Origin of the sequence: Rahnella sp. PCH160 (genome assembly GCF_047784855.1) — a bacterium.
Taxonomy (GTDB): Bacteria; Pseudomonadota; Gammaproteobacteria; order Enterobacterales; family Enterobacteriaceae; genus Rahnella.
Map to the genome: position 1 here is coordinate 4,093,916 of NZ_JBLOGT010000001.1, position 21,056 is coordinate 4,114,971.

Annotated in this window: 19 protein-coding genes and 2 tRNA genes; 14 read left to right on the forward strand and 7 right to left on the reverse strand. The window is 50.3% G+C overall.

The annotated features are described in order from the left end of the window. Nucleotide 1: 1 nt before the first annotated feature. Both ACM5QY_RS19020 and ACM5QY_RS19025 read left to right on the forward strand, forming a co-directional pair. Entirely contained in the window at nt 2–859 is an 858-nt protein-coding gene (locus tag ACM5QY_RS19020; RefSeq protein ID WP_416122227.1) for an efflux RND transporter periplasmic adaptor subunit, read from the forward strand. A gap of 9 nt (nt 860–868) precedes the next feature. Beyond that, on the forward strand, nt 869–2,920 hold the full coding sequence (locus ACM5QY_RS19025; RefSeq protein WP_416122228.1) for an FUSC family protein: 2,052 nt from the start codon (nt 869–871) through the stop codon (nt 2,918–2,920). Nucleotides 2,921–2,940: 20 nt separating this feature from the next. Here the strand turns inward: ACM5QY_RS19025 and ACM5QY_RS19030 are convergent, their stop codons facing one another. Together ACM5QY_RS19030 and ACM5QY_RS19035 are read right to left on the reverse strand one after the other, a co-directional pair. Continuing rightward, the gene (locus ACM5QY_RS19030; protein ID WP_416122229.1) at nt 2,941–3,837 is read right to left on the reverse strand and encodes an aldo/keto reductase; all 897 of its coding nucleotides are present in this window, start codon (nt 3,835–3,837) and stop codon (nt 2,941–2,943) included. Between the two features lie 132 nt (nt 3,838–3,969). Beyond that, the gene (locus ACM5QY_RS19035; protein ID WP_416122230.1) at nt 3,970–4,209 is read right to left on the reverse strand and encodes a DUF1289 domain-containing protein; all 240 of its coding nucleotides are present in this window, start codon (nt 4,207–4,209) and stop codon (nt 3,970–3,972) included. A gap of 394 nt (nt 4,210–4,603) precedes the next feature. Here ACM5QY_RS19035 and nemA point away from each other — a divergent pair, with 394 nt between their 5' ends. From nemA to rnt, 3 genes are all read left to right on the forward strand, one after another. Beyond that, nucleotides 4,604–5,695: an alkene reductase gene (gene nemA / locus ACM5QY_RS19040; protein ID WP_416122231.1), complete on the forward strand. Its 1,092-nt coding sequence runs from the start codon at nt 4,604–4,606 to the stop codon at nt 5,693–5,695. A 161-nt stretch (nt 5,696–5,856) separates the two neighbouring features. Continuing rightward, nucleotides 5,857–6,264, forward strand: coding sequence for a lactoylglutathione lyase (gene gloA / locus ACM5QY_RS19045; RefSeq protein ID WP_416122232.1), 408 nt, complete (start codon nt 5,857–5,859; stop codon nt 6,262–6,264). Between the two features lie 102 nt (nt 6,265–6,366). Next, nucleotides 6,367–7,083 (forward strand): ribonuclease T, encoded by a 717-nt coding sequence (gene rnt, locus ACM5QY_RS19050; protein ID WP_416122233.1) that lies wholly within the window; start codon nt 6,367–6,369, stop codon nt 7,081–7,083. Between the two features lie 119 nt (nt 7,084–7,202). Here rnt and ACM5QY_RS19055 read toward each other — a convergent pair whose 3' ends face one another. After that, nucleotides 7,203–7,544 (reverse strand): Grx4 family monothiol glutaredoxin, encoded by a 342-nt coding sequence (locus tag ACM5QY_RS19055; protein WP_015697793.1) that lies wholly within the window; start codon nt 7,542–7,544, stop codon nt 7,203–7,205. A 463-nt stretch (nt 7,545–8,007) separates the two neighbouring features. On the opposite strand from ACM5QY_RS19055, the gene ACM5QY_RS19060 reads away from it, so the two are divergent. After that, nucleotides 8,008–8,922 carry an NlpC/P60 family protein gene (locus tag ACM5QY_RS19060; protein ID WP_416122932.1) on the forward strand — a complete coding sequence of 305 codons (915 nt, stop codon included), beginning with the start codon at nt 8,008–8,010 and terminating at the stop codon, nt 8,920–8,922. Between the two features lie 164 nt (nt 8,923–9,086). Here the strand turns inward: ACM5QY_RS19060 and cydH are convergent, their stop codons facing one another. Beyond that, a complete protein-coding gene (gene cydH, locus ACM5QY_RS19065; protein WP_101077060.1) occupies nt 9,087–9,176 on the reverse strand; it encodes a cytochrome bd-I oxidase subunit CydH in 90 nt (29 codons plus the stop codon). Nucleotides 9,177–9,509: 333 nt separating this feature from the next. On the opposite strand from cydH, the gene purR reads away from it, so the two are divergent. Further along, nucleotides 9,510–10,535 (forward strand): HTH-type transcriptional repressor PurR, encoded by a 1,026-nt coding sequence (gene purR / locus ACM5QY_RS19070; RefSeq protein WP_416122234.1) that lies wholly within the window; start codon nt 9,510–9,512, stop codon nt 10,533–10,535. Nucleotides 10,536–10,572: 37 nt separating this feature from the next. Here the strand turns inward: purR and punR are convergent, their stop codons facing one another. Continuing rightward, nucleotides 10,573–11,478 carry a DNA-binding transcriptional activator PunR gene (punR, locus tag ACM5QY_RS19075; RefSeq protein WP_416122235.1) on the reverse strand — a complete coding sequence of 302 codons (906 nt, stop codon included), beginning with the start codon at nt 11,476–11,478 and terminating at the stop codon, nt 10,573–10,575. Between the two features lie 136 nt (nt 11,479–11,614). Between punR and punC the strand changes: the two genes are divergently transcribed. After that, a complete protein-coding gene (gene punC / locus ACM5QY_RS19080; RefSeq protein WP_416122236.1) occupies nt 11,615–12,826 on the forward strand; it encodes a purine nucleoside transporter PunC in 1,212 nt (403 codons plus the stop codon). Nucleotides 12,827–13,186: 360 nt separating this feature from the next. After that, nucleotides 13,187–14,338, forward strand: coding sequence for a cyclopropane fatty acyl phospholipid synthase (cfa, locus tag ACM5QY_RS19085; protein WP_416122237.1), 1,152 nt, complete (start codon nt 13,187–13,189; stop codon nt 14,336–14,338). A 97-nt stretch (nt 14,339–14,435) separates the two neighbouring features. On the opposite strand, the gene ACM5QY_RS19090 is transcribed toward cfa, so the two are convergent. Continuing rightward, on the reverse strand, nt 14,436–15,089 hold the full coding sequence (locus ACM5QY_RS19090; RefSeq protein ID WP_416122238.1) for a riboflavin synthase subunit alpha: 654 nt from the start codon (nt 15,087–15,089) through the stop codon (nt 14,436–14,438). A 254-nt stretch (nt 15,090–15,343) separates the two neighbouring features. Here ACM5QY_RS19090 and ACM5QY_RS19095 point away from each other — a divergent pair, with 254 nt between their 5' ends. The 5 genes from ACM5QY_RS19095 to ACM5QY_RS19115 all read left to right on the forward strand — a co-directional run bounded on the left by ACM5QY_RS19095 (nt 15,344) and on the right by ACM5QY_RS19115 (nt 19,642). After that, nucleotides 15,344–16,717, forward strand: a complete 1,374-nt coding sequence (locus ACM5QY_RS19095; RefSeq protein ID WP_416122239.1) for an MATE family efflux transporter — start codon at nt 15,344–15,346, stop codon at nt 16,715–16,717. A 232-nt stretch (nt 16,718–16,949) separates the two neighbouring features. After that, nucleotides 16,950–17,026: transfer RNA gene (locus tag ACM5QY_RS19100), tRNA-Val, on the forward strand. Nucleotides 17,027–17,056: 30 nt separating this feature from the next. Next, a tRNA-Val gene (locus tag ACM5QY_RS19105) sits at nt 17,057–17,133 on the forward strand. A gap of 566 nt (nt 17,134–17,699) precedes the next feature. Beyond that, complete coding sequence (pykF, locus tag ACM5QY_RS19110) at nt 17,700–19,112, forward strand: pyruvate kinase PykF (RefSeq protein WP_416122240.1); 1,413 nt, start codon at nt 17,700–17,702, stop codon at nt 19,110–19,112. Nucleotides 19,113–19,405: 293 nt separating this feature from the next. Continuing rightward, a complete protein-coding gene (locus ACM5QY_RS19115; protein ID WP_013576093.1) occupies nt 19,406–19,642 on the forward strand; it encodes a major outer membrane lipoprotein in 237 nt (78 codons plus the stop codon). A 214-nt stretch (nt 19,643–19,856) separates the two neighbouring features. On the opposite strand, the gene ACM5QY_RS19120 is transcribed toward ACM5QY_RS19115, so the two are convergent. Continuing rightward, complete coding sequence (locus ACM5QY_RS19120) at nt 19,857–20,870, reverse strand: L,D-transpeptidase family protein (RefSeq protein WP_416122241.1); 1,014 nt, start codon at nt 20,868–20,870, stop codon at nt 19,857–19,859. Between the last annotated feature and the right edge of the window lie 186 nt (nt 20,871–21,056).

Genomic DNA, 21,056 nt, shown 5'->3' on the forward strand with positions numbered 1-21,056 from the left:
AATGAAATTTAAGACACTCAAATATTTCTCCACCGTGCTGGTTTTAGCGGTCGCAATATGTGCCGGCTGGTGGATGTGGAATTACTATATGCAATCACCGTGGACGCGTGACGGCAAAGTTCGCGCTGAAATTGTGAACATCACACCTGAAGTTTCCGGGCGGATTATCGATATAAACGTCCATGATAATCAATTTATAAAAAGCGGCGATCCGCTGTTCAGCCTGGATCCGGTGCCGTTTAAAATCGCTGTCGATAATGCAGAGGCCGATCTGGCGAAAGCCGCGGCGGACTTAGCCAAAGCCAACCATGAGGCGGCGCGCCGTCGGGGTTTGGGCACCAACGTTATTTCTGCTGAATCACTGGATGAATCCAATATCAGCGCCAAAGCCATGCAGGCGGCATATCAGGCTGCGCAGGCGTCTTTAGAACAGGCAAAATGGAATCTGAGTAAAACCAATATTGTCGCGCCGACTGACGGTTATATAACCAATCTTCAAACCCGCAAAGGGAATTACGCCACCACGGGTACGCCGCTGGTCGGTCTGGTCGATATTCATTCGTTCTACGTGCTCGGCTATTTTGAAGAGACAAAACTGAAAAATATCCGCGAGGGCAGTCAGGCCGACATCACCTTATTTAACGGGAATATTCCGCTTCAGGGACGGGTCGAAAGTATTGGTCGCGCCATTTACGATCAGAGTCTGGATACTCCATCGGATCTCCTGATGAACGTAAAACCCAACGTGCCGTGGGTTCGCCTTGCGCAACGCGTGCCGGTGCGGATTAAACTGGAAAATGTCCCGGAACATGTCGTTCTGGTTGCAGGCACAACCTGCACCATTTCAATCCGTAATTAAGGCCCTGCCGTGAACCTTTCCTGGCTAGAGTGGAAAAATACGCCGTGGGGCAAAGCGACCGGCGGCCAATGGCGATATGCATTGCGCAACTCCATCGCCATGATCCTGGCACTGTATATCGCCTTTGAATTCCAGATGGATGAGCCTTACTGGGCGCTGACGTCGGCGGCGGTCGTGAGTTTCCCCACCGTCGGCGGCGTGATCAGTAAAAGCATCGGGCGTATTATTGGCAGCCTGCTGGGCGCGGTGGGCGCGGTATTTATCGCCGGACACTGCCTGAACGAGCCGTGGCTGTTTACGTTCTCTATCGCCGCCTGGCTGGGCGTTTGTACGTATATTTCCAATCACTACCAAAATAACGTTTCATATGCGTTCGCGCTTGCCGGTTACACAGCGGCGATCATCGCGTTTTCGACGGTCGATGTAACCGACACAACGCAGATTTTTGATATCGCTCAGGCGCGCGTCGGGGAAGTGATCACCGGTATCCTGTGCGGCGGGTTCATGATGATGGTTTTACCGAGCACCTCGGACGGCGATGCCCTGCTCACTTCCCTGCGCAAAATGCACACGCAGTTGCTCGAGCACGCGCAATTGCTGTGGCGCGCCGAAATCACTGAACAGATCCGCACTTCGCATGAAGGATTGATCGGGCAGATCCTGACCCTGAATCTGCTGCGTATCCAGGCTGTGTGGAGCCATTACCGTCTTCGCCGCCAGAACAACGTGCTCAATTATTTGCTGCATCAGCAATTGCGGATGACCAGCTACATTTCCAGCCTCCGCCGAATGCTGCTGAACTGGCCCAATCCGCCGGAGAATCTGGCCGCCGTGCTGTCGGTTTTGCTCGATGAACTCCGCAAACCTGACACCGATAAATATACGCTGTCGAAAATCCTTCAGCACATTCAGCCACATGACACCGCAGATTTTCGCCATCAGGCATTCTGGAAGCGGCTGCGTGACTTTTGCTGGTTGTATCTGCGCAGTGAACGCTGGTTACGCCGGGTAGAAAACGCCAGTGCGGCGGAAGCAGAAACGCTGCAACCGCCGAAAATCACTCATCTCGCGCAGCACACTGACACTGTTGAAGCCGCATATAACGGCCTGCGGACATTCCTGTGTATCGTCATCGGCTGTGCATTCTGGATGACCACACAGTGGGATTCCGGTGCCGGTGCCGTGGCGCTGACCGCCGTCAGTTGCGTACTTTATTCCTCGACGGCATCACCTATCGGCAGCATCACGCTGTTAATTAAATCGCTCGGTTTGCTGTTTATAGGCTGTTTCCTGCTGAAATTTGGTCTGATGGTGCAGATCGATAATTTCTGGGTATTCTGCGCATTCTTCCTGCCGATGCTGGTGACCATGCAGATGATGAAGCTGCAATACAAACGGTACGCCGGATTGTGGGGCCAGATGATTGTGTTTATGGGTTCGTTTTTGGCTGTCACCAACCCGCCGGACTTCGATTACGGATCGTTTATGAATGACGGCGTCGCCAAAATTGCGGGCGTCATGCTGGCGGGGATCGCGTTCCAGGTTTTACGCCCGAGTTCAGATAAACGGAAAAGCCGCCGTATTATTCGCGCACTGCGCCGGGACTTTATGGATCAGCTCAGCCGTAAGCCTTCACTGAGTCATTTCCAGTTTGAATCGCTGATTTACCATCGTATGAATCAGCTGAACCAAAGTAAGGATCAACTCTCGCGGACCTGGCTGTTGCGCTGGGGCGTGGTGTTGCTCAATTGCAGCCATATCGTCTGGCAGTTACGTGAATGGGAAACGCGCTCGGATCCGCTTTCTGCGGTGCGTGACGTGTGTATTCATTGTCTGAAAGGGGTGATGACCGAGCGCGGCGTCAGCCATGCCAATCTGGATGCTACGCTGGTTGAATTACTCCGTATGAGTGAATCACTGGCGCATCACCCTGAACCGGCGGCGCGTGAACTGGCGGGAGTCATCTGGCGTTTATATTGCTCACTGTCACAGCTGCAACAGGCGATTTCAACGGATGACGGCCAGGCGAGTCCTGTGCTCACTGCCACAAAACCCGCCTGACCGTTAAGACGCAAAACGGGTTACGGAACGTCGTAACCCAGTGCAGCTTTGCGAATGCGGAACCACTGCTGACGCGTCATCTCAAGAGATAAAGATTTCAAAGCAGAAGCCACACGTTCGATTTTACCCGAACCGATAATCGGCAGCGGCTGCGATGGCAGACGCATCACCCACGCATAAACCACCTGTTCAATGGTGTCCGCACCAATTTCATCAGCCACGGCCTGAAGTTCATCACGCAGCGGCTGGAATTCTGCCTCGCTGAACAAACGACCGCCGCCCAGACAGGACCACGCCATCGGTTTGATGCGTAATTGCTGGCAGAGATCTAAGGTTCCATCCAGGATCGCAGGCTGATGAATCGGTGAGATTTCCACCTGATTGGTCACCAGTGAAAACGGCAGGCGCGACTGCAAGAGGCTGAACTGTGCAGGCGTGAAATTAGATACACCGAAATGTTTCACTTTGCCGCTTTTGTGCAGTTGCGTGAACGCTTCTGCCACTTCATCGGCGTCCATCAGCGGATCAGGACGATGGATCAGCAGTAAATCCAGAAAATCCGTGTGCAGATTGCTCAGGGATTTCTCGGCGCGCTGAACGATGTATTTATGATCGGTAATGTAATGACCAATCTTGTTGTCAGGATCCGCTTTGGTGGCGATACCGCATTTGCTCACCAGTTGCATTTTTTCGCGCAACGACGGCTTCAGACGCAGAGCCGCGCCAAACGCCGCTTCACACTGATAATCGCCATAAATATCCGCATGATCGGCGGTCGTGATACCCAGTTCGATATGCTGTTCCATAAACGTCAGAACCTGCTGCGGCGTCATGTTCCATTCCATCAGACGCCAGTAACCGCAAATCAGTTTCGAGAAAACCGGGCCTTGCGGCGAAATCGGGGTGCGTGCTTCCATTATGATTCCCTTAAGTTTTTCGTATTTTCAAGCGACAGAATACACAACGTCTGTGACCCTGTATTGATGCGAAGCGGAAGAATTGCAAAGAAGCAGACCGCCATCACGACCCTGACAATTTGCGTAATATAATCAGAACAGTTCGGGTTGTTCCGGCAGCGGTTCGTCCGGCGGCTTTCCGGCACGTTGCAGGCGCGCTAAACGTTGCTGACATAAGCGCAGCACATGGCGTTTTTCCGTGTCAGTCATTTTTATCCAGCCAAAACGTTCGTCCCGGCTGCGCAGACAACCACGGCAATAACCCCGTTCATCGGCCTGACAAATTCCACGGCACGGACTGGGGATGTCGAAAAACTCAAGCTGCTGGGCCACGCGCCCTCCGCTAATAACGGTGAACTTTTATTCAAGACGTTTTTCCGCCATCCCGCAAGATGATTTATCACCCGATGTTTCTATTTTCAAATAACTGCAACACGGTGCTGATAACTTACGCATAGCTGTTTGAACTGTCTGAAAACAGCCCTACTGTTTCCCGCGCTGTAAACAAGAAAACAGATGTTTGCCCTCACCTCAGCCGGCACCCGCCGGCTCTTTTTTCGCCCGTACAGTGATACTACGCAGGGTAAGTTTTTTTTGAAAAGGCACCTTGCGCGTAGTCAGAAGCCCCCCGGATACGATAGAAAGAGCGATGAAGAAACGGTCGTATGCCGGGAGCTCGCTCCTTAAAGTCATACCGATCAACCTATTAATCCCGGAGTTACTCAAAATGACCCAGCTTTTCACCCCTCTTGTAGTTGGTAAAAACACGCTACACAACCGCGTATTTATGGCACCTCTGACGCGTCTGCGCAGCATTGAGCCAGGCGATATCCCGACGCCGCTGATGGGCGAATATTACGCACAGCGTCACAGTTCCGGGCTGATCATCACCGAAGCGACGCAAGTTTCCTTCCAGGCAAAAGGTTATGCGGGTGCACCCGGCCTTCATACACCGGAACAGGTTGCAGCGTGGAAAAAAATTGTTGCTGGCGTGCATCAGAAAAACGGTCACATCGCCGTGCAGCTCTGGCACACCGGCCGCATCTCACACAACAGCGTTCAGCCGGATAACCAGACACCGGTGGCGCCGTCAGCGGTCAATCCTAATACGCGCACCAGTCTGCGTGATGAGCAAGGCCACGCAATTCGCGTCGATTGCCCGACGCCGCGCGCGCTTGAGCTGAGTGAAATTCCCGGCATCGTGAATGATTTCCGCCACGCGGCAGCCTGTTCGGCAGAAGCTGGTTTCGATTACATCGAACTGCACGCGGCTCACGGCTATCTGTTGCACCAGTTCATGTCTCCGGCTTCTAACCTGCGTGAAGACAACTACGGCGGCAGCATTCAAAACCGCACGCGCCTGACGCTCGAAGTGGTAGACGCCGCCATTGACGCCATCGGCGCTGACCGCGTCGGTATCCGTATTTCGCCGATGGGCCCGTTCAACGGCCTGGACAACGGTCAGGATCAGGAAGAAGCCGCAATCTATCTGCTGGATGAGCTGAACAAACGCAAACTGGCCTACCTGCACATTTCAGAACCTGACTGGGCGGGTGGCAAACCTTACACCACGGAATTCCGTGAAGTGATCCGTGCGCATTATCAGGGCGTGATTGTCGGTGCCGGCGCGTATACCGCGGAGAAAGGCGAAGAGCTGATCAAAAAAGGTTACATCGACGCCGTGGCCTTTGGCCGCACCTATATTGCCAACCCAGATCTGGTTGAGCGTCTGAAGTCACACGCGCCGCTCAATGAACCTAAACCTGAAACCTTCTACGGCGGCGGTGCTCAGGGCTATACCGATTACCCCACTCTGTAATCAATAATAAATTTTTACGTCTTATTTGCGGCAGCCGATGCCCTCCGGTTGCCGCTTTTTTTGCTCATCATTCAGCAACAGATTGTCGTTTTAAGGACAAAACGGTCACTATCAGTTAGGCTTGAACCAAAAATCATCATCCTGCAAATAAAGAGGAAATTATGCGCTTACTCCATACCATGCTTCGCGTTGGCGATATGCAGCGTTCAATCCGTTTTTACACTGACGTTTTAGGCATGCGCCTGCTGCGTACCAGCGAAAACACTGAGTATAAATATTCTCTGGCATTTGTCGGTTATACCGATGAAAGTGAAGGCGCAGTGATCGAACTGACCTACAACTGGGGCGTTGACAGCTACGACATCGGAACCGCGTATGGTCACATTGCGCTGGGCGTAGATAACGTGGCACAAACCTGCGACGACATTCGTAACGCAGGCGGCAAAGTGACGCGTGAAGCGGGTCCGGTGAAAGGCGGCTCGACCATCATCGCGTTTGTGGAAGATCCGGATGGCTATAAAATTGAGCTCATCGAATCCAAACATGCCGGTCAGGGTCTGGGAAATTAATCCCGAACAATAAAGGCCTTAAGCACTGACAGGGGCGCAGACGCGCCCTTTTTTATTGGCAATTTCTCCGTGCCCCTGCAACGGGAGACAAAATTTGTCATAATGCGCGCTGAATTCGATGAAGATAAGAAACTAATGGCCGAGAATAGTGACATTAACGCCCTGAAAGGTCGTTTTCGTGGTTTTTATCCCGTGGTGATTGATGTGGAAACCGCCGGATTTAATGCCAAAACGGACGCGCTGCTGGAAATTGCCGCGATTACGCTGAAAATGGATGAGGACGGCTGGCTGCAAAGCGACGAGACCGTACATTTCCACGTCGAACCTTTCGAAGGTTCGGTGCTGGTGCCGGAAGCGCTGGCGTTCAACGGCATCGACCCGAGTAACCCGTTACGCGGTGCTGTCAGTGAATATGAAGCGCTGCACGGGATTTTCAAAGTTATCCGCAAAGGGATGAAAGAGCAGAACTGTAACCGGGCGATTATCGTGGCGCACAACGCCAATTTCGACCACAGTTTCCTGATGGCCGCCGCCGAACGCGCGGGGCTTAAACGCAATCCGTTCCACCCGTTTGCAACCTTTGACACCGCCGCGTTGAGCGGGCTGGTTCTCGGGCAAACGGTGCTGGCAAAGGCCTGTATCAGCGCCGGTATCGTGTTTGACAGCAGCCAGGCACACTCAGCGCTTTACGACACTGAACGCACGGCAGAACTGTTCTGTGAGCTGGTGAATCGCTGGAAACGTCTTGGCGGATGGCCGCTGGCGATCTCTTCCGATGAAAACGAAGCGGAAGAAACACCGGAAGAAAATCAGCGATAAACTGTTCCGGCTTTCTGAGCAAAAAAACAAATAAAAAGAGCGACATAATGTCGCTCTTTTTTTACTGACAACCACGGGAGGCTGCCAGTTAACAGTGAATAGCGTTGAATCGCTCTGAATTACTCTTCAGAAGATTTGTACTTCTCAGCCGTTTCTTTGATTAGCTGTTGCAGTTCACCGCGCTGGAACATTTCAACCACGATGTCACAACCGCCGACCAGCTCACCGTCAACCCACAGCTGCGGGAACGTAGGCCAGTTAGCAAATTTTGGCATCTCAGCACGAATATCCGGGTTCTGCAGGATATCAACGTATGCGAAACGCTCGCCGCACGCAGACAGCGCCTGAACGGCCTGTGCAGAGAAACCGCAGCTTGGCAGTTTTGGAGAACCTTTCATGTAAAGCAGAATCGGGTTTTCAGAAACTTGCTTCTGAATTTTTTCAATCGTTGGAGTGGTCATTTCTTGCTTCCTCAAGCCGGTACAGGCTGTCACGGTCATTACTCTTCACGCGCAGCACACAGAGACGGTGCGCAATCACAATGCCTTCTATTGTAACGATGGCAGGCACCAGATAAAAACGCCAATTTTTGTGGGGTCTTTCTCAATACTGGCATTTAGCTAAACAATTTTCGGCGCTTGCGTTCAGGCTCACATAATTAAAGATTCATCGAGAATAACATTTTTGCCGTTCCACGATAATGTCAGATCTGCTAAATTCCATTCTTTAACTCAAATATTAACACCATGAAAAGTGGTTATTTTTTTGACTAAAAATGGCGGTTATTTCGACATAAAAAAAGCTATTAACTTTTTCTCACAATATGATCTAGAATCGATGCAATTCGTGCTTTTTTGTCGGGTTCTTTTAGGCAATACTCTGACATCCCTGATGTTTAACCCTACCACTCATGGTAACGAAGCTATGCGCTTACTGTTCACGCTTTTTGTGCTGCTCTTTACCCAGCTGTTTCTGAATATGGCCCATGCGTCGCCACAGAATCGTGCCGCTGCCGATCAGCGAAAGAGTCATGTCAACCAGGTCGCACCGGAAGAGCGTCGAAAGCGAAAAACCGTGGCTGCGAAAACCAGTAAGAAAACCAAAGTCGCGCCGGTTTCAGAACCTAAAACTCAGGAAAAAATTTCGAAGAAGAAAGTCAAAAGCACCGAACTGGTTAAGCGAAAGACATCTTCAGAAAAAACAGTAAAAACGACGCGGGCCGAGAGTAAAGTAGAAAGTAAAAAAGAAAAAACACTCAAGACAACGCGGGCCGGGGCGAAAGCAGAAAAAGAAACGGAAACCCGCTCTCTCGCTAAAAACAGCAGTAAAAAGGTCAGCAAAAAAGAAGCCTATGGCCGTCACCGCAAAGGCAAGAAGTTGCATGAAGAAGACAGTAAACCGATAACGCTCAGCGCAACGCACAAAAAACGTTATCAGCACGCACAGCAAACTGCCATGACAAAACTGATGCACCAGGTCGGCAAACCTTATCGCTGGGGCGGGACCTCACCGAATACAGGTTTTGATTGCAGCGGACTGGTTTACTACGCCTACAAAGATCTGATCCGAATAAAAATGCCTCGCACAGCCAATGAAATGTACCACTTGCGCGATGCGGCTCCGGTCAAACGGGGTGAATTAGAATCCGGCGATTTGGTGTTCTTCCGAATTAATAACCGCGGTGCCGCCGACCATGTTGGTGTTTACGTTGGAAACGGGAAGTTTATCCAGTCACCACGTACCGGCGAAGACATTAAAATCACCTCACTGGGTGAAGATTACTGGCAAGACCATTATGTTGGCGCACGACGGGTAATGACCCCTAAGACGATCCGATAATAAACAATTCGTTAAGTCTGAAGTTTCGCTAATCAGCCATTGAATAGCATTTAACGAAGAGTTTCTGCAGGGAAGAGTATCGGCGCAAAGGGCCACTGCGTAAAATTGAAAAGGGCGATTCCTGTTATAGGTATCGCCCTTTTTTATTGCGGCTTTCGCGCAGATCAATTCATGATTGCGGTGAAGCTGAAAGCCATAATCATAAGCAAAGCGCAGATCGTAGTGATCAAAGAAAATTTCAGGTTGCTGTCCATCAAACCCCCTTACGGATCAAATTGTGGCGTTCATTTAGCCACACTAAATGTGTGCCAACGCATTTTCTCATAATTCACATTTAAAATCTTGTGCTGAATAACAACAGGCTCATGACAATTTTACTTCCACTTTCCTGCATTATAAGTGAAAATTGTCGGTTACCACGCCTGTGTGCCGGTCGATTTCACCCGAGAGCATTTCACGCCTCATCCTGAAGAATCCACCCAACGATTTCACTGCCCTTTTCTAAGTCAGCAGTCAAATCCACGCAAGCAAACGATTAACATAATGCTAACGTGCTGATACACGTGAGCACAGGAGTCATTTTTTACATGGCAACGATTAAAGATGTCGCAAAGCGCGCTGGCGTTTCCACCACAACCGTGTCGCACGTCATCAATAAAACCCGTTTCGTCGCCGAAGAAACCCGAGCCGCGGTTCTCCTTGCAATCAAAGAGTTGCACTATTCTCCCAGCGCCGTGGCACGCAGTCTGAAGGTCAATAACACCAAAACTATCGGTCTGCTGGCAACATCCAGCGAAGCGCCCTACTTCGCCGAAGTGATCGAGGCCGTGGAAAACAGCTGTTTCTCAAAAGGCTATACGCTGATTTTGTGTAACTCACACAATAATCTGGAGAAACAGCAGGCCTACCTGCAAATGCTGGCGCAAAAACGCGTCGATGGTTTACTGGTGATGTGCGCGGAATATCCGGACGAATTGCTGAATATGCTCGAAGAATACCGTTCCATCCCGATGGTCGTGATGGACTGGGGCGAAGCGCGTAAGAATTTCACCGACAGTATCATCGATAACGCGTTCGAAGGCGGCTATATGGCCGGACGTTATCTGATTGAGCGCGGTCATCGCGATATCGGCGTCATTCCGGGGCAACTGGCGCGAAACACCGGCGGCGGCCGCTTCCAGGGTTTTGTTAAAGCGCTGACGGAAGCCAATATCCCTCTTCGTGAAGAATGGGTGGTTCAGGGCGATTTTGAGCCGGAATCAGGGTATCAGGCCATGCACAAAATTCTGATGCAGAAACACCGCCCGACGGCTGTGTTCTGTGGCGGAGACGTGATGGCGATGGGCGCAATTTGTGCTGCCGATGAGCTTGGTCTGCGCGTACCGCAGGATATTTCCGTGATTGGTTATGACAACGTGCGTAATGCGCGTTATTTCTCGCCTGCGCTGACGACGGTTCACCAGCCGAAAGAACGTCTGGGTGAAATGGCCTTTACCATGCTGCTGGACAGAATTATCAGTAAGCGCGAAGAATCGCAGACTATTGAAGTGCATCCGAAACTGGTTGAACGCCGTTCCGTCGCCGACGGCCCGTTCCGCGACTACCGCCGTTAATTTTCAATGAACGCCTGCGATGCAGGCGTTTTTTTCATCAATCGCGCAACCACTCCCGGTTCATCGTCTCCATATCCCCCATATAATCCAGCAGCCACGCCAGTGAAGGCGACGGATTGCTTTGATCCCACGTCAGGCAACACGGGCTATCAGGGAAAGTATTTTCCAGCGCCAGAACCCGCAATTTCTGCTGTTCAATCCAGGGTGTCACCCGGTGAACCGGCATCATCCCTACGCATAAACCTTCGTTCAGACATTCCAGCGCGCACGTCCAGTCGGGAACCACCAACCTTCGCTGGTTATCCAGCGTCCAGGTATCGCGCTTTGGCAATGTCCGTGACGTGTCTTCCAGACAAAGCGCCGGATAAGGTCGCAGCTGTTCGTCAGTCAATACACCCGTGTTTTGCGCAAGCGGATGCTGTGCGCTGACCACGCAATGCCAGTCCATAAACCCCATATCGCGGAAACTGAAACGTCCTCCGACGGGGATCGCTCGCGTCGCGCCAATAGCAACATCTGCCCGCCCGTCAACCAGGGCGTCCCAGACACCGTTGAAGACTTCCGAATGAATGATGAGCTCGGTGTCCGGGAAATGCCGGTAGAAATCCAGCACCAGTCGCCGCGTCCGGGCAGGTTTAACGATACGGTCGACGGCCACCCGCAATTCTCCGCGCCAGCCGTTCGCGACCTGCTGACACTGACGTCGGGTAGCTATCATTTTTTTTGTCAGAATCCGCGCTTCATCAACAAAAACTTTCCCTGCAGGCGTCAGTACTACGTCGCGATGTCTGCGCTCAAAGAGTGGAACGGCCAGCCATTGTTCGAGCTGACGCACGGTATAGCTGATGGCAGAAGGCACCCGGTGCAAGTCTTGCGCGGCAGCGCTGAAACTGCCGGTTCGGGCGACGGCATCTACCACGTCAAGGGCGTATTCTGACCACATCACTTAGCCTTCAATTTTTTTGATACCAGAATGCAAATATTAGCGTTTCACAAGGCTGTTATCAAAGCGTTAAACTCCGCATCCGATACGAATTCTGCGTCAAATCATCTGCAATACATAAATTAAAGAGACAATAATGAAACCCTCCCCAGGATTTATGCTCTATCTCGCCGGGCTGAGTATGCTCGGCTTTTTAGCGACCGATATGTATCTCCCGGCTTTCAGCGCCATGCAAACCGGCCTGATGACCAGCCCGGGCATGATCAGCGCCAGCCTGAGTATTTTCCTGGGCGGCTTTGCCATTGGCCAGTTGCTGTGGGGGCCGCTGTCTGACCGGATTGGCCGCAAACCGGTATTGCTGATCGGATTAGCATTGTTTGCCGTCGGTTGCCTGGGCGTACTGTGGGTTGAGAATGTCCGCGCCCTGCTGGCGCTGCGTTTCCTGCAGGCGATGGGCGTGTGTGCCGCCGCCGTGACCTGGCAGGCGCTGGTAGTGGATCGCTTTTCTGCCGATGTCGCTAAAAAAACCTTTGCCAGCATCATGCCGCTGGTTGCGCTTTCCCCCGCACTGGCACCGTTGCTGGGCGCATGGGTTCTCAACCATTTCGACTGGGAAGCGATTTTTGTCCTGCTAACCGTCGTGGCAGTGATATTGCTTATCACGACGTTCACTCTGCGTGAAAAGGCTCCAGAGGTTCATGCTCCTGCTGATAAAGCCGGTTTTGCGCAACTTCTCGCCTCGCGGGTTTACAGCGGTAACGTGATGATTTATGCCGCATGCTCTGCTGGATTTTTTGCGTGGCTGACCGGTTCTCCCTTTATTCTCAGTGACATGGGGTACTCACCGGGCGTAATTGGCCTGAGCTATGTTCCTCAGACCATTGCCTTCCTGCTCGGCGGTTTCGGGTGTCGCGTACTGATCAGTAAAACGGATGGCAATAAGATTCTGCCGTGGCTGCTGGCAGGTTATGGCGTCAGTGTGGCGAGTCTGTTCGGCGTGGCGATATTTACCGATGCGGGGCTGATAAGTCTGTTAATTCCTTTCTGCCTGATGGCTCTGGTGAATGGCGCGATATATCCGATTGTTGTCGCAAACGCATTAATGCCATTTCCTGCTAATACAGGTAAGGCTGCTGCGTTGCAAAATACCCTGCAGTTGGGGCTGTGTTTCCTCGCGAGTCTGCTGGTTTCCGCATTTATTGTGCAACCGCTAATGGCGACAGTGACCACGATGCTGTCTACACTATTGTTGGTTGTTTTGGGCCGCTGGTTGTCAATGCGTCAGGAAGAAGCGCAATCCGGGAAGGATGAATCCGAGCAAAAACGGCAGGCACGGCACGCAAATTAATAGTAATAATGACCATATGTTACAATCACTTAATGGACACTTACTTTCAAAGCGATTAACTATTGAGAATGGCTGCGAGCGAGCCTATACTCAACGTAACCCAATAAAATAGCATTTTTACAATACTTTTATTAGTTACTTAGCGTCGGCGTGAGGATCGCGTCACACTATTTTTCCGGTACGTTTTTCAAGGATGATTTTCCTGCATACCATTTGTTTGCGGGTGTTCTTCTAAATTTCCTCTGTTGGTGTCGAATATCGGACGTGGCGCAAGTCGTCTGTTCTCATAAAGACCTGCACAAATTGCCTTTGCTTTTCCCGGCAGGTTAATAAGTCAGAAGAGAAAGTGATGGAGAAGCTATGAGTTCATCGTGTATAGAAGACCAAAGCATTCAGGACAATCAGTGGTATCGGATAGTCAGTGAAATGCTGGCTATGGCAGACATCCAGGTTAACGGTAGTCGCCCTTTCGACCTTAAAGTAAAAAACACTGACTTTTTCAAGCGTGTTTTACAGGAAGGTTCTTTGGGTCTGGGTGAAAGTTATATGGATGGTTGGTGGGAATGCGAGCGCCTTGATATATTTTTCCAACGTGTTCTCCGTGCAGGTTTGGAAAGTAAACTCCCCCACCATTTCAAAGACACTCTGCGTATCGCCGCAGCACGCCTCACCAATCTGCAATCCCGCAAGCGGGCGTGGATCGTCGGGAAAGAACATTACGATTTAGGTAATGATTTATTCACCCTGATGCTCGACCCTTATATGCAATATTCCTGCGGCTACTGGAAAGACGCTACAACGCTTGAAGAAGCCCAAGAAGCTAAACTCAGGATGATCTGCGACAAACTGCAACTGAAGCCGGGCCAGCGTTTACTCGATATCGGCTGTGGCTGGGGCGGCTTATCAGAGTTTGCAGCCCGCAACTATGGCGTCAGCGTCGTGGGTGTCACGATTTCTGCCGAGCAACAGAAACTGGCACAGACACGCTGTGAAGGGTTGGACGTCACCATTTTGTTGAAAGATTACCGTGACCTTAACGATCAGTTCGACCGCGTGGTTTCGGTGGGTATGTTCGAACATGTGGGTCCCAAAAATTATCAGACCTACTTTAATGTCGCCAGACGCAATATCAAACCTGACGGTATTTTCCTGCTGCACACCATCGGTTCTAACAAAACAGATCTTAGCGTTGACCCCTGGATTGATAAGTACATCTTCCCGAATGGTTGTCTGCCGTCTGTTCAGCAAATCGCACAAACCAGTGAATCATTGTTTGTCATGGAAGACTGGCACAATATCGGTGCAGATTATGATCGTACCCTGATGGCCTGGAATGAACGTTTCCAAAAATACTGGCCTGAACTGGCAGAACGTTACGGCGACCGTTTCCACCGTATGTTCACGTACTACCTGAATGCCTGTGCGGGTGCTTTCAGAGCACGTGACATCCAGCTCTGGCAAGTTGTCTTCAGCCCTGAAGGTGTGGATGGCGGGATACGCGTTCCGCGTTAATTCGCGCAATTGTTTCGCCGTACCCTAATAGCAAAAAACCGGACGCACATGTCCGGTTTTTCCTTTCGTTCTATTTATAAATCCGCTGCTGAAATAATTATTCAGACTTTTCAATCATGGCCTGCGCAGTGGCGATTGCAGCTTCGCGACTGGCCAGTACGCGTTCTACCGTATCAACGATGGCCTGTGTTTGCGGATCAATTTCAATATTAATTTTATCTCCAAGACGCTTAGTGCCTAAAGTGGTTCTTTGCAGGGTCTCAGGAATTAAATGCACACAAAAACGGGTGCGGGTGACTTCGCCAATGGTCAGGCTGATACCATCAATCCCGATATACCCTTTATGTAATACATATTTCATTAAATCTTCATGCGGCATACGGAACCAGATTTGACGGTTATTTTCTGACGTCAAAATCTTCGCCACTTCGGCAGTACAAATAATATGCCCGGACATTAAATGCCCGCCAATTTCGTCATTAAAACGGGCGGCACGTTCCAGATTAACCTGATCACCGACGTTAAGATCGCCCAGATTGGTCAGGCGCAGGGTTTCTTTCATCAGATCGAAACTGACTAAATCTCCCTTCACTTCAGTTACCGTTAGACAACAACCGTTGTGCGCGACAGAAGCCCCCAACTGGAGGTTATCAAGCATATCCTCAGGCAAGCGAACGACATGGGTACGGAAATTCGGTTTTTCGTCAATGGACACAACCGTTCCGGTTCCCTGAACTATTCCGGTAAACATAGCCTTTTCCTCAATGTTTAAATCTGCTGTATTAAGACGACGCTCCGGTCAGTTTGCCGCAGAATTAATTGAAAGCCAAATCCCTGCGGCCAAAAATAGTCTCGTATTGACGGATTTCATTATTTAACCGGCCATTAACAGCATTGTTTGCTTAAAAATATTGAAGATGTACAATCTTGTGGCTATTTTCTACTCTCTAATGCCGCCGCGCGTGGCATTTTTTATTCAATATAATCAACAAAAAAGGTGTATCAGTGCAGAAGTACCTTGCAGAGGCGCGGGTGTTATTAGCGCTTGCGATTCCGGTCATCCTTGCACAAGTCGCCCAGACTTCCATGGGCGTAGTGGATACCATTATGGCAGGTTCTGTCAGCGCGACAGATATGGCTGCAGTTGCCGTCGGCACCTCAATCTGGCTGCCTGCGATTTTATTCGGCCATGGCTTATTGCTATCTCTGACGCCAACCATCGCGCATCTGAACGGTGCCGGACGCCGGGATAAAATTGGCCATCAGGTACAGCAGGGATTTTGGCTGGCTTCCGGTGTTTCTGTGCTGATCATCGCCGTCTTGTATCAATGCGACCATCTTATTGGCCTGATGCACAATATCGATCCTGAGCTAAAAGAGAAAGCCGTCGGGTATTTGCACGCGATTATGTGGGGCGCGCCGGGCTACCTTTACTTTCAGGTACTACGCGACCAGTGTGAAGGGCTGTCAAAAACCAAACCCGGCATGATTTTTGGGTTTATCGGGTTACTGGTGAATATCCCGGTTAACTACATCTTCATCTACGGGAAATTCGGTGCACCTGCACTGGGCGGTGTGGGCTGTGGCGTCGCAACAGGCACGGTTTACTGGGTCATGTTCTTCATGATGCGGTTTTACGTGCGCCGCAATTATACGATGCGTGATATCGTCGCCCCTTCGCGCTTTGCAAAACCTGACTGGCCAACGCTGCGGCGTTTGATCCAGCTCGGGATGCCGATTGCGCTGGCGCTTTTCTTCGAAGTCACACTGTTTGCTATCGTCGCCCTGCTGGTTTCGCCGTTAGGCATTGTGGCCGTCGCCAGCCACCAGATTGCGCTTAACGTCGGCTCGCTGATGTTTGTTATTCCGCTTTCGCTGGGCGTGGCGGCAACAATACGTGTGGGCTCACGCTTAGGCGAATCGTCGGTTGAAGGTGCCAAAGTGGCGGCTTACACCAGCATTATGACCGGCATTTTGATGGCCTGTTGTACAAGCCTGACCGCTATCATTTTCCGTGAACACATTGCGTCACTTTATAATGACAATGTGGAAGTGGTGACGCTGGCGTCTCACCTGCTGATATTCGCCGCGCTGTTTCAGATTTCTGATGCAGTTCAGGTGATTGGCAGTGGCGTACTACGTGGATACAAAGATACGCGTTCTATCTTCTATATAACGTTTGTCGCGTATTGGGTGCTGGGATTGCCGGTGGGCTATGTTCTCGGGTTGACGGATCTGCTGGTGCCACAAATGGGGCCAAGTGGATTCTGGTGCGGATTTATCCTTGGGCTGACTTTTGCCGCAGTGATGATGACATTCCGTATGCGCTGGCTGCAAAAACAACCCTCTTTTACTCTTTTGCAAAAAGCTGGCCGCTGAACGAATTTTAAATCCTTCAGTTTGACATTCCGCGTGCTGCAAATTGACTGCAAGGCGCGGAAAATTTCGTCATCCGGCTCGCCGTTATGTCTAAAAAAACAACGCAATGCGCATTAGCTCGGCGATCACGCACAATATGACAGGAAAATGTCTTTTTTCCCTTGCCAGCCTCCAGAGAGGTCGTTAATATTCGTCCCCGTCGCCAGCACTGGCTGACAAAGAAGAAAACGATGCGTCCGTAGCTCAGTTGGTTAGAGCACCACCTTGACATGGTGGGGGTCGGTGGTTCGAGTCCACTCGGACGCACCATTCTTCAAATGCTTTACCGTTGCACATTGTGCGTCCGTAGCTCAGTTGGTTAGAGCACCACCTTGACATGGTGGGGGTCGGTGGTTCGAGTCCACTCGGACGCACCAAAGCAACGTTCTCTCTTCCAGTTTTTAATCCTCCCTGAATATTTCCAAAAGCTGAATCAATCTGATGACATTCTTACGCCTGTCCGTTTTTCTGATTTTCAAATCGCGCTGACGTCATCCGTTTGTATTTTTTTAAGATTATTTCTCAAATGTGGCATTTTCGAAGGTACCGTGACGAAACTGTTATGCCTTCTGGTTTTTACTCTGCCCGCTTTGGATAATTGCGCAACAAAGCTCTGTCATCTGCCCTAAGCTTGCGCAGCATCACGTTTTTTATTTGGTTTCCCACCCCGTTCCCCTCTATAATACGCATCGTCTCTTCGATTGAATGGTTTCAGCCCCTTGATCTGTCGATATCGCACTTATAAAAGCGTGACCACTCCAGTAGCGATGATAAATCGCACAAATCGCTATGCTTTGGCTGAACTTACTACACCATTCCTTTCACAGTCTTCTACGCTTAGTAATGATTTGATTCAATCAGGCAACACCTCAATTCCGCGCGGGCAGCGAAGCTGTCAGGCAAACACTTTTCCAATCCATCACAACTTGTAGATAAAATCGTCATGAAAAAGACCAAAATTGTTTGTACCATCGGGCCAAAAACCGAATCCGAAGAAATGCTGACCAAACTGCTTGATGCAGGCATGAACGTTATGCGTCTGAACTTCTCTCACGGTGATTACGAAGAGCACGGTCAGCGCATCCAGAATATCCGCAACGTTATGACTAAAACCGGTCATAAAGCAGCAATCCTGCTGGACACCAAAGGTCCTGAAATCCGTACAATGAAACTGGAAGGCGGCAAAGACGCTTCCCTGGTTGCGGGCCAGACCTACACCTTCACCACCGATCAGAGCGTTATTGGTAACACCGAACGTGTTGCTGTGACCTATCAGGGTTTCGCTGCTGACCTCAAAATTGGTAACACCATTCTGGTCGACGATGGCCTGATTGGTATGGAAGTCACGAATGTCACTGAAACTGAAGTGACCTGTAAAGTGCTGAATAACGGCGACCTGGGCGAAAACAAAGGTGTCAACCTGCCAGGTGTTTCTATTGCACTGCCAGCGCTCGCTGAAAAAGACAAACGTGACCTGATTTTCGGTTGTGAGCAAGGCGTTGATTTCGTCGCGGCTTCTTTCATCCGTAAACGTTCTGACGTTCTGGAAATTCGTGAACACCTGAAAGCAAACGGTGGCGACCACATCCAGATCATCTCCAAAATCGAAAACCAGGAAGGCCTGAACAACTTCGACGAAATCCTCGAAGCTTCAGACGGCATCATGGTTGCTCGTGGTGACCTCGGTGTTGAAATCCCTGTCGAAGAAGTTATCTTCGCGCAGAAAATGATGATTGAAAAATGTAACCGCGCACGCAAAGTCGTCATCACTGCGACGCAAATGCTCGATTCAATGATCAAAAACCCGCGCCCTACCCGCGCAGAAGCTGGCGACGTTGCTAACGCCATCATCGACGGCACCGATGCGGTTATGCTTTCAGGTGAAAGTGCGAAAGGTAAATACCCACTGGAAGCTGTGACCATCATGGCCACAATCTGCGACCGTACTGACCGCGTAATGCAAAGCCGTATTGATGGTCAGAACGATAACCGTAAACTGCGTATCACTGAAGCCGTTTGCCGTGGCGCGGTAGAAACCGCAGAAAAACTGGATGCACAGTTGATCGTTGTTGCAACTAGCGGTGGTAAATCTGCTATAGCTGTGCGTAAATACTTCCCGCACGCCACTATCCTGGCTCTGACCACCAATGAAATCACTGCACGTCAGTTGATCCTCACCAAAGGTGTTGTCACTCAGTTGGTAAGTGAAATCGCCTCTACTGATGATTTTTACCGTATCGGTAAAGAAGCGGCGATCGAAAGCGGTCTGGCTCAAAAAGGTGATATCGTCGTGATGGTTTCTGGCGCGCTGGTACAAAGCGGCACAACCAATACTTCTTCGGTGCATGTTGTTTAATTAAAAACGTGACCAAAGGCATTAATGGACGTTGCATAATGCAGCGTCTGTTTCTTCAAAAAAGCTCTTTTTACTTAAAAAGCGCGAAAAGCAGTAGCTTCAAAATTGGGATAAGTCCCATGGAATAAGGCTGTTTTCGCTGCAATTTTTAACTTTTTCGTAAAAAAAGATGCTTCTTTGAGCGAACGATCAAAATATAGCGTTTACCGGCAAAAAATTATTCTCATTAGAAAATAGTTTGTGTAATACTTGTAACGCTACATGGAGATTAACTTAATCTAGAGGGTTTTATAATGAATCGCACTAAACTGGTACTGGGCGCTGTAATCCTGGCTTCAACTATGCTGGCTGGTTGTTCAAGCAACGCTAAAATCGATCAACTGTCTTCAGACGTTTCTACTCTGAACTCTAAAGTTGACCAACTGAGCAACGACGTGAACGCAATCCGTTCTGACGTTCAAGCAGCTAAAGACGATGCAGCTCGCGCTAACCAACGTCTTGACAACCAAGCTCACGCTTACAAGAAGTAATATTTACTTCTCTAGTTCAATGGCGCACTCAGTGCGCCATTTTTTTTGCCTGTGATTGAGTGTTTCAATTCTCTGTTCCGATTCCTTACCCTTGCCTTCCTCTTCCTCTGGCCTTTCCTGCGCTTCCCCTGCCACCTCCTGAGCTTCGGAAACAATAAAGGAGCCGTATTTGGCTCCTTTAGGTAGATAGCTTCTTAAACGTTTCTGTAAAGCGTTATTGGGTACTTGCCGTTGTGACTGCGGGCACGTCCGTTGAAACAGTTTGCGGGGTATTCGCCACCGGAGGCATATCCGTTGCTTTGTCACCGACACTCACTACTACTGGCATTCCTGAACGGCGCGTAATGGCCTCTTTCACGATTTCTGCATTGGTATCATCATTTTTGACGAATTTCTTCATCGCGGCAGTCAGGGGAATAGGTTTGGTCTGCGGATCGTCTTTCTCGGTATGTGACAACGGCTGATGCACCTCGATATAACGTTTACCGTCCGGCTCGACGTCAAACTTGATCGGCTGATTCACTATCTGCACACGGGTACCTTTTGGCACGGAATTAAACAGCGCCTCGATGTCATCCGGGCGCAGCCGAATACAACCCGAACTGACACGCATACCGATACCAAAGTTCGCATTCGTCCCGTGAATGAGATACTGGCCAGTACCCGCTGAAAGCCGCATGGCAAACAGCCCCATCGGGTTCTCCGGCCCCGCAGGAACCATACCCGGCAGCGTAATGCCGTCTTTCAGATAGGCTTTACGGATATTAGCAGTAGGCGTCCACGTCGGGTTTGGGATCTTCTGGCTTACAGAAGTCACCATTTCCGGCGTATTACGACCTAACTGGCCAATACCAATCGGATAAACAATGACTTTATTCTCGCCCTTCGGATAGTAATACAGGCGCAGTTCGGCGAGATTCACCACAATCCCTTCACGCTTGGTATCCGGTAACAGCATTTGTGCAGGAATAGTCAGCACAGTGCCCGCTTTTGGCAAGTACGGGTCTGTACCCGGATTAGCTTCCAGCATTGCAATCAGCCCGATTTGGTATTTGGCTGCCACATCTTCTAAAGGCTTACCGTCGTCAGGAACCACATACGTGGTGTTTTCGCCAATCAATCGGCTGTTTTCCGGCGGCAAGGGATATTGTGCTGCACCTGCGGTCATAGAATGCGTTGTCAAAAGCGTGCCAACCAACATTGCCAGAAGGGGTAATGCGCGTCTCATACTCAGTCCTTTTTCGGCTCACATTCAGACCATCTGAAGCAAGACAATTATCTCGTCTGGTAATACTAGCAGCGCAGAATCGGGTGGCAATCAAACCACAGAAAATCAGAAAGTTACCTTACGGATACGTGATGAAATGCACAGAAGATAGAGGGTTGAAAAATCAGGAGTAAATAGATTCAAACG